The organism is Oceanobacillus iheyensis HTE831, from assembly GCF_000011245.1.
Lineage (GTDB): Bacteria > Bacillota > Bacilli > Bacillales > Amphibacillaceae > Oceanobacillus > Oceanobacillus iheyensis.
Genome location: NC_004193.1, coordinates 3,270,111 through 3,282,915, shown reverse-complemented (window position 1 = coordinate 3,282,915; position 12,805 = coordinate 3,270,111). Strand labels below are relative to the sequence as shown.

Genomic DNA, 12,805 nt, shown 5'->3' with positions numbered 1-12,805 from the left:
TTAATTCACCACTTTGTATATAATGTCCCATCAAATAACGAACAGTGACGATAACTTGTCACTGTTTTTTTCGCTGTAATCATAGGCCTTTACCCATTCTTTAACAGGATATTAGTCCATTTTCTATACGCATGCATATGATAGGGTTAAGAATATTAGAAAGGGTGCCTAACATTGAGTTTATATATGAATGAAAATGAGAATGTGTATAAAAGTCATGAGCAGTTACATGCACCAAATCAACAGATGTTTGTTCGAAGTCATATGTCAGAAGTGTTAGAGGAACACAATAATGTTCAACAATCGATCATGAAATCTATCCGAAGATTAAATAGTCAAATGGCAGGTCAAGGACTTAAACAACAACAAAATTGGAATTCTATAACAGACCAGCTGCAATCCTTAGAAGAAGATAGTATGAATCATAAAACGATGGAACAAAATGTCTTAGATAAGCTTCAAATATTAGAAGAAAATCAACAATCCATTTCAATACAAATAAAAGAAGAAGGCATTTCAAAGCAACAAATAACTTCCCACTTAACTGAAATGAAGAAGAGTCAACAAGTATTGCAGGAAATGATGGATGCTATGCAGATAACGAATGAAAAGTACCATGCTAAAGTGGAAGAACAAAACCAATTGCAACAAGTAGTCATGCAAACATTGAAAGAGAAAGATGTAGAAGTAGAGAATATAAATGAACGCATAGAAAGTCAAGAAGCATTACTAGAAAAAGTCGTTCGACAAATGGATCATTTTCGAGGTGTTATGTATGAACGGACGAATTATTTGGCCAAAAAATTAGAATCTACTGTAGCTTATATGTTAAATAAATTGACGGGAGACAATGATGATAGGCAAGAAGAAGTGCAAGAAACTAAAGAAAAACAGAATGTGTAATAGTAGGAGAACCGCATTAATTCTATAAGGGTGATAGGATTATGCGGTTCTTGTTGTAATTTGAATAGGTATTTGTAGTTGAAACGATGTTAATAGTTCTCCTATAATTGGTTTAATAATGCTGAAGTTATACAGTTGTTTCATATTAGAGAATGGATGTAGTAGGAGGAACAGATGATGAAAGTAACGAGTTATCGCGATGCATGGGTGGAAGTTTCCTTAGATGCACTAACTTATAATGTACGTCAATTTAAGAATCATTTACAGGAAAAGTCAAGGTTGATGGCAGTTGTAAAAGCAGATGGTTATGGTCACGGGGCCGTTCCGATAGCGCGGAGATCCTTAGAAGCAGGGGCGGAATATCTTGGAGTAGCTTTTATAGATGAGGCACTTCAGATTCGGGAAGCTGGAATATTAGCTCCAATCTTATTACTTGGTTTTACACCAAGCTACGCTGTAAGAGAAGCTGTTAGACATGACCTCACACTCACCGTATATTCGACGGAAACACTGGAAGCGATAAAGGATGCAGCTCGATCTTTAGATAAAAAGGCAAAAATACATATAAAAGTGGATAGTGGTATGAGTCGGATCGGGTTAAGATCCTCTGAGGAGGTCATCTCTCTAATGACATCACTACAAACGGAAGAAATTGAAGTAGAAGGGATTTTCACTCATTTTGCGGATGCTGATAATGATGAGAGTGATGCGTATACATATAAACAATTTGAAACATTTCAAGGGATTATGGAAGCGTTAGAAAATGAAGGTTATTCGATACCAATCAAGCATTGCTGTAATAGTGCAGCAACGATAGCATTTCCTGACATGCATATGGATATGGTTCGTGTTGGCATTAGTTTATACGGGTTATACCCTGGACAACATTTAAAGGAAATATTGTCCTTACAGCAAGTAATGAGCTTTAAAGCAAAGCCTGTGCTCATAAAAGATGTTCCCCCTCATCAACCAATTAGCTATGGATTAACGTATGAAACAAAGGAAACGTCCAAGATCGCAACACTTCCTATAGGCTATGCGGATGGTTTTTCCCGTTTGTTATCAAATGTAGGTCATGTGACTGTTCATGGAACAGCGTGTCCCATTGTAGGGAGAATTTGTATGGATCAGTCTATGATAGATGTGTCTGAAGTTCAAACGGATGTAACTAAAGACGATATCGTAACCATTTTTGGTGATGAAAATGCGGGGTATATACCGCTCGACGTTGTTGCAGAGCAAATGCAAACGATCCATTATGAAACAGTGTGTCTTATTGGAAAAAGAGTACCAAGACATTACGTGTAGAATAATTTTTCCTTGCTTTCTAGTCGGTCTGAGAGACAGCTGGAAAGTATAGCATTTTAGAAAAGCTTCAATTCTTAAGAAAAAAATTTACTCAACTAAACCAGCAATATCAACGGACTGTATATCATCCAAATTATCTAAGGGAAATACAGTAGCAATATTATTGCAGTCAAGAGACTGTATATAAACAGGAATCCCGTGATAAGTTACTTGAATCAATTCCGGTGAGTTAATTATTTGTTGTACGCGGTTATAATCCAAGTGAAGCCCTCCTTTTGCATTAAATTTAATAGTGATTTTAACGTCTATCTTTTAAAGCATTCTATAGTATAGTTTTGTTATATGTATAGGATGTATTCATTGTAAAAACTGGTATGTGGAGGTGTGAAATGACTCCTTTTACAGAAAGAGTTATTGAAATTATGAAAGATATTCCTTATGGAAAAGTGATGACTTATGGACAAATTGCAGCAAATGCAGGTAGTAAACAAGCAGCAAGACAAGTCGTACGAATTTTACATTCGATGAGTGGAAAATATCAATTACCGTGGCACCGTGTCATTAATGCACAAGGGAAGATTGGAATTCAGTCAGAAGAAGGATTCTGGGAACAAAGAACAAGGCTAGAATCAGAAGGTGTGAAAGTAGACAATCATGGGAAAATATCTTTAGAATGTTATCAATGGTTTCCTGGAAAAGAAACAGAGGAGGATATAAATGAAATTTAGTTTAAATAATCAAGCATTCCAAACAGAATTATCCTATGGAAATTTAACGATCTCTGGAGAAGACGAGCATGGATTTCGTCCTTTCGCTTTATTAGTTTCTTCGATTGCCGGATGTAGTGGCGGAGTACTTCGTAAAGTAATGGAAAAACAACGAATTGATTTCAAAGATATCCAAATTGAAGCAGAAGTAGAGCGTAATGAAGCTGAGGCGAATCGAATTGAAAAAATATCCATGCATTTTATAGTTTATGCAGACAATCTTTCTCAAAAAAAAGCAGAGAAAGCTTTAGCTATTTCTTCTAAGAATTGTTCCATGGTACAGTCAGTAATAGGAAGTATTGACATCGTAGAAACGATAGAAGTGATACCGCTTGAGGATAATTAAGTATAGATTGGTAAGAAGTGACTATAAGCAACAAATTGTATTTTAGCAATATCTATCGGTATAATAATAGTGTATTTATATGTATTTTTACATTAGATGTATTGCATACAAGGAGGTTGCTCCGTGAAAATAGTGGGAATTTCAGGGTCTATTGTAGGTTCTAAAACGAGAATTGCAGTAGAACATGTTTTGAAATATATAAGTAATCAATATGAATCAGTGGAAGTAGAGTTAATTGATTTAAAGGATTATGAATTGGTTTTTAGTGATGGGCGTTCGGTGGAGTCTTATACAGGCGACACAAGGTTAGTCTTGGAAAAAATTCTAGATTCAGATGGGGTATTAATTGGTACTCCTACCTTTCAAGCTTCGATACCAGGTACATTAAAGAATTTGTTCGACTTATTGCCAATGGATGCATTTCGCAATAAGACTGTCGGAATTTTAGCCACTGCAGGTTCAGCTAAACATTACCTTGTACCAGAACAGCATTTAAAACCTATTTTAACGTATATGTTAGGTTGGGTATTACCCAAATATGTTTTTATCGAAGAAAAAGATTTTACAAATTATGTCCTAACCAACCAAAATGTGTTAGATCGATTAATTATTCTTGCTGATCAATTGATGCAATCAACAAGACAAATAAAAGAAAATAAAATAGAGCCCTCATCATTTTCATTTAAACCGTAAGCGTAAGTAGCTTACGGTTTTTTCTTAAGGAATAAAATCATGCAATTGAGGTGGAGTACGAAAACAATACAACAAACTATCCGTCAAGAGTTGTAAAAACGTTCTGTGGATAACGTATAAAATTGGGGATAAAACAACTTATAAGAATAGAAGTATTATAAATAAAAAACCAGTTATACTTACATATGAAGGTATTAGCTTTTTGCGTTTGTAGATAAATTTACTTATAGTGGAGTTCCTTTATAGTTAAAAAAACCTGTTCAATTTCTATTTCTAGTTCTAAAGAATACATTTACTAAGAAAAGCTATTTGTAAATTGGAAAATGTTGTATAATTATTAGAATATTAAAAAAGAGAGGTGTGTGTCCATGAATCGTAAAGCCTTTGTTAGTAAGTTAGTCGTTCTTGTTGGATTAATTGCCATAATTAGTGGGTTGTTATTATTTTATCCACATCTTGAAACAAAGATTGACGCCACAGACGAGACGGACATTACACAACTAGAAGATGCAACCTTAGAAGAAAAGTTAGCTGTCATTTTAGATAACCCTAATTTAGAAGGTGGAATAACTGGGGTTAGCGTGATGGATGCTGCGAATGGTGATCAACTATTCTCTAGAAATATTGATATTCGATTACATCCTGCATCAAATATGAAAGTCCTAACTGCTGTATCAGCATTGGAAACGCTAGGTCCTGACCATCGGTTTACAACGGAAGTACTGACGGATGGAAAAATACGTGGAAAAGTTCTTCACGGAGATGTATATGTTAAAGGGAAGGGAGATCCTACCTTACTACAATCTGATCTGGAAGCATTCGCTAAGGAGTTAAAGAAACAGGGCATTCATAAAATTAAAGGTGATTTAGTTGGCGATGATACTTGGTATGATGATGTTCGTCTTTCCCAAGATTTAAACTGGTCCGATGAACCGTTCTTCACTGGGGCACAAGTTTCTGCATTAACTATGTCACCAGATGACGATTATGATGCAGGAACCGTTATTGTGGAGGTCAGACCAAGTGAAAATGGAAAGAAAGCAGAAGTAACATTAACTCCTGAGAATAATTATATATCAATTGAGAATAAAACGAAGATGGTCGCTAACGGAGAAGAAAAAGACATTTCAATTGAACGACAACATGGGAATAATACAATTGTAATTGAAGGAGAAATGCCAAAAGACGGCTCGTTATCCCGGTCTTGGGCATCTGTTTGGGAGCCCACCAATTACGTTATTAGCGTGTTTAGACAAACTTTAGAAGAGGAAGGCATAACTTTTATAGGGAAATCCAAGGATCGTTTTGAAGAAACTCCTTCTTCTGCTGAAATACGTGTTGCTAAAGAATCGATGCCGTTAAAAGAACTATTAATACCATTTATGAAATTAAGTAATAATGGACATGGGGAAACGCTAGTAAAAGAAATGGGAAAAGTGGTTGAGGACGATGGTAGTTGGGATGAAGGATTAGTAGTAATGGAAGATGTTCTAGGTGAATTGGGGTTGAACATGGATACTATATTATTACGAGATGGTTCAGGAATGTCGCATAAGAATTTTATTCCTGCGGTAGAACTATCGGAGCTTCTGTATGTAATTCAAGAGAAAGAATGGTTCCCTTCTTTTCAATCTGCTTTACCATTAGCTGGACATCCTGAAAGAATGGTTGGTGGAACATTGAGGAATCGGATGACAAATAGTCCTGCAACGGAAAATGCAATGGCAAAAACGGGATCGATTACAGGAGTTTCTACATTATCCGGTTATGTAACAACGGCTGATGGAAAGGAAGTTGTTTTCTCTATACTCATCAATAACTATCTTGGATCAAGCTCTACAATGAGGGGTATTGAAGACAGTATTGTAGATACGATAGCAGGTCATGAATTTTAAAATAATATATTAAGATTGTTACTGAGCAAGTGGAATAGTAGCCTTTTAAGGATACATATTTCATTTGCTTTTTTTTTGAGTCATTACATTAGTCCATTTCATCTTGTATTAATTCCAACTAAGATAATCTAAATGTGATGAAATTAGGCCAAGCAAAGCTATTTACTTTTTCAAAAAAATCATGTATCCTTAATCCTTAGTAAATTAATTGGAAAAGAGGGTTTTAGATGGAGCAATCCGTAACTCAGAAAAACTTTATGCAAAAACAGACAACAATTTTGGCGGACTTAAATCCTATGCAAAAGCCCCTTCTTATAATAGGGATCATTGTATCTATTATTCTATTTTCAGCAATTGTCATCACAGCTGATTGGATACAAGGTGTATTATTTATATTAGGATTAGCGCTAGGAGCGACATTGCTTTATGCTCGTTTTGGTTTTACTTCTGCCTTTAGAAGACTAGCATCTGTTGGTAATGTTCAAGGTATTCAAGCGCATCTTCTTATGTTTGTTGTTTCAACAACTTTATTTGCAATTATTTTAAGTAATGGTTTTAGTTTTACAGGGGTAGAACCGCAAGGATATGTTTCACCTGTAGGGATTAGTGTACTTGTTGGAGCATTTTTATTCGGTATTGGAATGCAATTGGGTAATGGATGTGCATCAGGGACATTGTATAACCTTGGTGGTGGAGGATCATCCATGATTTTCACATTAATTGCTTTTATTATTGGTTCAACCCTCGGTGCATATCATTTACCTTTTTGGACAGAGACTCCATCCTTACCGCCGATTTCACTTGCTGAGTCGACTGGATTAGGATTCTTTGGGGGGTGGGTTGTTCAGCTTCTATTGTTTGGTCTTATTTATTGGATTACGTTAATCGTAGCGAAACGTAAAAATCCACCGGCAATGAAGCCTTTAGCAAAAGGTAGTGGTTGGAAGCTTGTTTTCCGTGGAGCATGGCCATTATTTATTGCTGGTGTAATTTTAGCAGCACTGAATGCACTTGTACTACTCGTACGTGGAACTCCTTGGGGGATTACTTCTGCATTTGCTTTATGGGGAGGTAAAACCTTACAAGCGGTTGGTGTAGATGTATCTTCCTGGGGATATTTTTCAGGGGATGCAGCAAATGCACTTTCCCAATCCGTATTAATGGATTCCACAAGTGTAATGAACTTCGGAATCATTTTAGGAGCATTTATTGCAGTAACTGCGCAGGGTAACTTTAAACCGCGCAAGATTAAACCAGGTGTAGCAGGAGCTGCTATCGTCGGAGGATTACTAATGGGATATGGTGCGCGTCTTGCGTTTGGTTGTAATATTGGAGCATACTTCGGTGGAATCTCTTCATTCAGTCTTCACGGCTGGGTATGGGCAATAATGGCATTACTAGGAACTGGTGTAGCATTATTCCTACGGCCACTATTTGGTATGATGAACCCGAATAAAAATGATCAATTTTGTTAGTGAATAATGGAATGAAGAACCCCGTGCAGATGCTCGGGGTTCTTCACATTGTCCGTAGAAGAACGTAAATCACCAGTGTTATCTACCATATGATTGGTTTAGTATCGTTGGGTACGATTGTGAATAAACTGTGGGCAATTAAAAATTGTGCACTATAGTAAGTAATCATCACTAAATCATCTGCTACTGCAAATGTTGAGATAAACATGTTCCATGAAAGAATTGAGTCCGAAATCAGAAATAGTATACTACCAAGTATAGCCCAACGATTTCCCGTCAAAATTGCTGTGAAAGCCATGATGCTTATTATAGTAATATAGGCGATGACCGGGATAATGAGTTCTTGTTGGCCATTTTCTTTAAGCGAAGATAAAAGCTGGACGCCTATCCAAATAGCAAAAGCAGTGATTGGTAAGATTGCAACACCTTTTTTGAATGAATAATGTGCTTGTTTGAGAAAACCGATTGTATAACCTATATGACCAAGTAAAAATGCGGTTAAACCAATAATAAACCAATGTAAAGTAGCGTCGCCAATAATACAAAAGCATAAGCCGATAAGAATAAACCAATGAGTAGCGTTTTTCTCAGGTGGCATTTGCTCTGTTGCATAAATAATAATCAGGATCATTGGAATTACTTTAAAAAATAAGCTAAAAACAAATGGTTCAGATGGAGAAATAAATATATACACAATACTCGTTGTAAGAATTAATATGGGAAGACGATACATGACCATAACGAACACTCCTCTATGCTATAACTTACTTACCTTTATGATTTCTAGAGAAGAAGACAATATCCTTTTTTATGAGCAAATATTTTCTAATTAGATGAATCAATTTATTAATTGAGTTAGACAGAAAAATATTCATGAAAATATGTTTTTGTAGGCATACTATTACCTATATATTTGCTATATAAGGAGTGTTTGAATTGAGTCAAGAATCGATAAGGAAAAAAGTAGATCAAATCTTAAGCGAAAGTCCAATTGGTACGATGGCTACGGTGAAGAATAATAAACCACATTCTCGTTATATGCTATATTTCCATCGCGAGTTAACGCTATATACTGCAACAGACAAAGAAACGGATAAAGTGGAAGAGATTGAATCAAACCCTTGGACACATATATTAATCGGTTATGAAGGAGAAGGGTTTGGAGATGAGTATGTGGAATATCAAGGGAAGGTTTCTATTGAGTCGAGTCCTGAATTAAAAGAAGAGTTATGGAATGATGATATGAAGAAGTACTTCTCAGGTCCAGAAGATGATTCGTATATTATATTAAAAGTGGAACCAACTGCGATTCGAATTATGAATAAAAAAGGAGATGCTTCAAAAGAACTCCATTTCTAAAAAAGACAAAAAACAACTGGAAAGCGACTAAAGAATCTCTACTTAAACTATCTTTGTTTGGAGGCAAGACAGTGAAGTATGAAGTAGTTATTCAAATAGTGCTCCAGTTGTTTTTTTAATCTGTGATAATGAATGCTTCAATTCCTAGATCTTGTAATTGATTTATTCTGGCATTAGCATTGTCGCGATCACGAAATGCACCGGATTGAACACGATACCACTGTTGTCCAGATATGGTTACTGGTACAATAATTGCTTCCATATCCTCGTCCGTTAGAAGATCTACACGTTCCTCTGCGTTAATTCGTTGTTTGAATGACCCGGCAATAACTTTAAAGAAGTTAGGAGAAGGATCGGGCGCATCATCCTTTGGCTGAAGTTGGAAAGCTCGAGCTAATCCATTTACATGTCCTTGTGCGACACGCTGCCGCCATGAGGGATCACGTAATTTTGCTGCATCACCGCTATGGTCAATAAAACCGTTCTCTGTGAGAAGCGCAGGCATATGGGATTCGCGTAAAACATGGAAATTTGCTTTCTTTTTACCGCGGTTTCGCAGTTGATTAACTTTACTTACCTCTTCATGGATAATGTTTTGGTATCTAGCAGTAGTTGATTGATCCGATAGACTATTGTGGATGAAATCCTCGTAGCCGTAAGCTGAACCATTAAAGGAGTTACAGTGAATAGAAAGAAAATAGTCTGCATTCCAATTGTTAGCCTCGTTCGTCCGTTGGGATAAGCTTTTTGTACTATCTGATGTCCTGCTCATTTTTACAGATACATTATTGTAATTGGAGAGTAATAAATCACGTATTCTTATAGCGATATCTAGGTTGATTGTTTTTTCTTGTAGTCCATTGCCGACAGCTCCAGGATCACTACCACCATGTCCGGGATCAAGATATAGTTTCATTAGTTCATTTCCTCCTCTCGATTATAGTGTATGGATAATGAATAGAAAATCGTGGACAAACAACATGAGTGTTGTATAAATCCACTTCTGTGTATCCACGTTTATCACTTCTATAATCGAAAGACAGGCTAATAAAGAGGGGAAAATAGAAAAGATTATTACCTTGATAGATCTTTACCCCGGTGAACTTACTTTAAGAAAGTTTTTAAACAGCTTCTTGTATAATCGTTAGTCGATAAGGTCCTTATTTTTCCGGTAAGATCGTTTTAGTGAAATTAATTCAAATATATACATGAAAATCCCTGCTAGTATTCCTATTCCAAGAGGGTCATACCAATCTCCGTTTTGTGACCCAATAAAATAATTTATATAGAGACCGACAATCATAAATGCACTCATCCATATACTTTTTTTACGAAGTTCTTTTTTCGATTTATGAAGTTGAGAGTCTGTCATAATATCCGTGTATTCAATGCCTGATAAAGTATATCTGAAAAATACATAAAAAATGAAAATGATCAACCCTAGTCCGATTGTTAAGAAAGAGCTCCATTTTATTATTGTAAAGTAGTCCATAAAAATTAACATAAGTATTAAATATAAAGCTAATAAACCGCCGCCTTCAGCTAAAAAATAAAGTACTCTTTGTTTTTTGTATTCATCATTCGGTAGAAATACATTTAACCAAGAATTCATGAGTTGTTCTCCTCCCAGAATAAATCATTTAACGTTACTTCTAATTCTTTTGCTATCTTAATGCATAGTTGTAATGACGGGTTATATTGTCCTTTTTCTATTAACCCAACTGTTTGTCTCGTTATCCCTGTGCGTGCTGCTAATTGTTGTTGTGTTAAATTTTTTTCCATTCGAGTTAATTTCACACGATTAATCATAGTATTCTCCTTAACATGTAATATATATATTACATAAGTAAATTATATATTGCATTTATTGGCGAGTCAATATGTGTATAAATTTACCTCCCTAGAAGAAAATAAATACAAGGAGGATGATCAAATGTCTGAAAAGCACAGCAATAATAATCAGTTTAAAGAGAATTCTAATTCTGGTGAAAAACGTAACGGAAGAAAGAGCCCTTTCAAAAACCACAGTGAGGGTCAAGGAACCACTCCAAATGAGTACAAAAGTAAAAAATAGTAATCGAATCAGTACATGAATACGATAACTAGTAGAACAAAAAGACCACGAATAGAAATACTGTAACGTGGTCTTTCTGCATGTTTATAGGCGGTTTAATTCGCTATAGAAAGAGGAATGAATTAAACTATATGTAAATAAAGAATAGGAAAAGAGGTACTTAGATGTTTCTAGCCTGGAATGAAATAAAAAATAATAAACTTCGATTTACCCTCGTTATCGGAGTATTGATGCTCGTTTCTTACCTTGTATTCTTTTTATCGGGCTTAGCCAATGGACTGGAGGATTTAAATAAAGAAGCAGTCGATAAATGGGAAGCAGACGGGGTAATTCTCACCGAAGAATCAGATCTTCGTTTGCAACAGTCTGTAATGCAGGCAGAAGACTACGATGGAGAAGGATCAGAGGATTATGCTGAATTAGGGCAGCAAAGTGCAATTGCAAGTAATGGAGATAACAAAGCAAATACATTCATATTTGGAATACATAAAGATGAATTTATCATGCCGAATGTGACAGAAGGAGAAGAATTTACTAATGAAGGTGAAGTAATTGCAGATGAATCTTTAAAGCAAGAAGGTTTTGCAGTAGGAGATGAATTATCACTTTCTTCTATTGATGAGAAGTTAACTATCGTCGGCTTTACTGACAATGCTCGATTTAACGCAGCTCCTGTTTTGTATACAAATTTTGAAACACTACAAACGTTGCAATATGGAGAAGCAGTGGAACAAGGCGACGAACAAGTAAATGCATTCGTAGTTCGTTCAAATAACTTAAATGAAATAGCTGTAGATGAAGAACTGCAAGTAGTCGATACACAAACATTTATCGAAAATCTCCCTGGTTATACAGAACAAAACTTAACATTATCTTTCATGATATATTTCTTATTTGTTATATCTGCGGTTATTCTAGCTATTTTCTTATATGTATTAACCATTCAAAAGGTAAGTATCTTTGGTGTGATGAAGGCACAGGGGATTTCCTCTGGCTACTTAGCAAAATCAGTAATTGCGCAAACCTTCCTTCTATCCTTCGCTGGAGTGGTCATTGGATTAGTATTGACCATTCTGACGGGTTACTTCTTACCGCCAGAAGTTCCGGTTTCGTTTAATTATCTGGACATGTTTGTGTATGCAGTTGTTCTTATTCTTGTTTCTGTTATTGGAGCATTTATATCCGTGCAAACAATAGTAAAAATAGATCCATTGAAAGCGATTGGAGGCTAAGGAAAGATGACAATTTTACAATTAGAAAATGTACAAAAAGTCTTTGGATCCGGGCATACAAAAGTGGAAGCCATGAAACATACGTATTTCGAAGCAAAAGCAGGTGAACTGATTGCAGTAATTGGCCCATCTGGATCTGGTAAGAGTACATTTTTAACCATAGCAGGCGGATTACAGACTCCCTCTGATGGAGATGTATATATTAACGGAACACCAATAACAGAACTAAATGAAAAAAAACGTTCAAAAGTTCGTTTGAAAGAAGTAGGATTCGTACTACAGGCTTCGAACCTGGTTCCATTTTTAAATATAAAGCAACAAATGCAATTATTAGATAAAGTGAAAAAGAATAATTTAAAAGGGGAAGAGCTGGAACAATTATATAAATCTTTAGGAATTGAACACTTACTAAAGAACTTTCCAAGCGATCTCTCTGGTGGAGAAAGACAGCGTGTTGCTATTGCTAAAGCACTTTATACAAACCCCAGCATTATACTTGCTGATGAACCAACCGCCTCATTAGATTCAGATCGTGCATTTGAGGTTATGCGAATGTTGAAAGAGATTACGAAAGAAAAAAATACAACTACCATCGTCGTAACACATGATACAAGGTTGATAGATGACTGTGACAAAGTGTATCAGATCACAGATGGAAAAATGGAATTACAATCACAACTACAATCGGAGTAATAAAGTGAAAACTGTCTCGCGAGTCACATAAGACTTACGAGACAGTTTTTTTGCGTTTCT

Annotated in this window: 16 protein-coding genes; 11 read left to right on the top strand and 5 right to left on the bottom strand. The window is 35.7% G+C overall.

The features are described from left to right. Positions 1 to 174 precede the first annotated feature (174 nt). On the top strand, positions 175 to 903 hold the full coding sequence (locus OB_RS16060; protein WP_011067547.1) for a hypothetical protein: 729 nt from the start codon (positions 175 to 177) through the stop codon (positions 901 to 903). Positions 904 to 1,080: 177 nt separating this feature from the next. After that, the gene (gene alr / locus OB_RS16055; RefSeq protein WP_011067546.1) at positions 1,081 to 2,211 is read left to right on the top strand and encodes an alanine racemase; all 1,131 of its coding nucleotides are present in this window, start codon (positions 1,081 to 1,083) and stop codon (positions 2,209 to 2,211) included. A gap of 87 nt (positions 2,212 to 2,298) precedes the next feature. Here alr and OB_RS16050 read toward each other — a convergent pair whose 3' ends face one another. Further along, entirely contained in the window at positions 2,299 to 2,472 is a 174-nt protein-coding gene (locus tag OB_RS16050; protein ID WP_041544341.1) for an H-type small acid-soluble spore protein, read from the bottom strand. 128 nt (positions 2,473 to 2,600) lie between these two features. Between OB_RS16050 and OB_RS16045 the strand changes: the two genes are divergently transcribed. From OB_RS16045 to OB_RS16025, 5 genes are all read left to right on the top strand, one after another. After that, entirely contained in the window at positions 2,601 to 2,939 is a 339-nt protein-coding gene (locus OB_RS16045; RefSeq protein WP_011067545.1) for an MGMT family protein, read from the top strand. Then, the gene (locus OB_RS16040; RefSeq protein WP_011067544.1) at positions 2,929 to 3,324 is read left to right on the top strand and encodes an OsmC family protein; all 396 of its coding nucleotides are present in this window, start codon (positions 2,929 to 2,931) and stop codon (positions 3,322 to 3,324) included. The genes OB_RS16045 and OB_RS16040 overlap by 11 nt, the downstream gene beginning before the upstream one ends. Before the next feature lie 123 nt (positions 3,325 to 3,447). Next, on the top strand, positions 3,448 to 4,017 hold the full coding sequence (locus tag OB_RS16035) for an NADPH-dependent FMN reductase (protein WP_011067543.1): 570 nt from the start codon (positions 3,448 to 3,450) through the stop codon (positions 4,015 to 4,017). 368 nt (positions 4,018 to 4,385) lie between these two features. After that, positions 4,386 to 5,912, top strand: a complete 1,527-nt coding sequence (dacB, locus tag OB_RS16030) for a D-alanyl-D-alanine carboxypeptidase/D-alanyl-D-alanine endopeptidase (RefSeq protein ID WP_011067542.1) — start codon at positions 4,386 to 4,388, stop codon at positions 5,910 to 5,912. 227 nt (positions 5,913 to 6,139) lie between these two features. Continuing rightward, positions 6,140 to 7,387, top strand: coding sequence for a YeeE/YedE family protein (locus OB_RS16025; protein ID WP_011067541.1), 1,248 nt, complete (start codon positions 6,140 to 6,142; stop codon positions 7,385 to 7,387). An 82-nt stretch (positions 7,388 to 7,469) separates the two neighbouring features. On the opposite strand, the gene OB_RS16020 is transcribed toward OB_RS16025, so the two are convergent. Beyond that, complete coding sequence (locus OB_RS16020) at positions 7,470 to 8,126, bottom strand: lysoplasmalogenase (protein ID WP_011067540.1); 657 nt, start codon at positions 8,124 to 8,126, stop codon at positions 7,470 to 7,472. Between the two features lie 197 nt (positions 8,127 to 8,323). Here OB_RS16020 and OB_RS16015 point away from each other — a divergent pair, with 197 nt between their 5' ends. Beyond that, positions 8,324 to 8,746: a pyridoxamine 5'-phosphate oxidase family protein gene (locus OB_RS16015; RefSeq protein WP_011067539.1), complete on the top strand. Its 423-nt coding sequence runs from the start codon at positions 8,324 to 8,326 to the stop codon at positions 8,744 to 8,746. Positions 8,747 to 8,861: 115 nt separating this feature from the next. Here OB_RS16015 and OB_RS16010 read toward each other — a convergent pair whose 3' ends face one another. The 3 genes from OB_RS16010 to OB_RS16000 all read right to left on the bottom strand — a co-directional run bounded on the left by OB_RS16010 (position 8,862) and on the right by OB_RS16000 (position 10,555). Beyond that, positions 8,862 to 9,662 carry an N-acetylmuramoyl-L-alanine amidase gene (locus OB_RS16010; protein ID WP_011067538.1) on the bottom strand — a complete coding sequence of 267 codons (801 nt, stop codon included), beginning with the start codon at positions 9,660 to 9,662 and terminating at the stop codon, positions 8,862 to 8,864. A 228-nt stretch (positions 9,663 to 9,890) separates the two neighbouring features. Continuing rightward, positions 9,891 to 10,358, bottom strand: a complete 468-nt coding sequence (locus OB_RS16005) for a hypothetical protein (RefSeq protein ID WP_011067537.1) — start codon at positions 10,356 to 10,358, stop codon at positions 9,891 to 9,893. Then, positions 10,355 to 10,555: a helix-turn-helix transcriptional regulator gene (locus OB_RS16000; protein WP_011067536.1), complete on the bottom strand. Its 201-nt coding sequence runs from the start codon at positions 10,553 to 10,555 to the stop codon at positions 10,355 to 10,357. Before OB_RS16000 ends, OB_RS16005 begins: the two co-directional genes overlap by 4 nt. Positions 10,556 to 10,679: 124 nt before the next feature. On the opposite strand from OB_RS16000, the gene OB_RS18525 reads away from it, so the two are divergent. The 3 genes from OB_RS18525 (at position 10,680) to OB_RS15990 (ending at position 12,745) form a co-directional block, all read left to right on the top strand. After that, a complete protein-coding gene (locus OB_RS18525; protein WP_173338121.1) occupies positions 10,680 to 10,820 on the top strand; it encodes a hypothetical protein in 141 nt (46 codons plus the stop codon). Positions 10,821 to 10,984: 164 nt separating this feature from the next. After that, entirely contained in the window at positions 10,985 to 12,052 is a 1,068-nt protein-coding gene (locus OB_RS15995) for an ABC transporter permease (RefSeq protein WP_011067535.1), read from the top strand. Between the two features lie 6 nt (positions 12,053 to 12,058). Further along, on the top strand, positions 12,059 to 12,745 hold the full coding sequence (locus OB_RS15990) for an ABC transporter ATP-binding protein (RefSeq protein WP_011067534.1): 687 nt from the start codon (positions 12,059 to 12,061) through the stop codon (positions 12,743 to 12,745). The last annotated feature ends 60 nt before the right edge of the window (positions 12,746 to 12,805 follow it).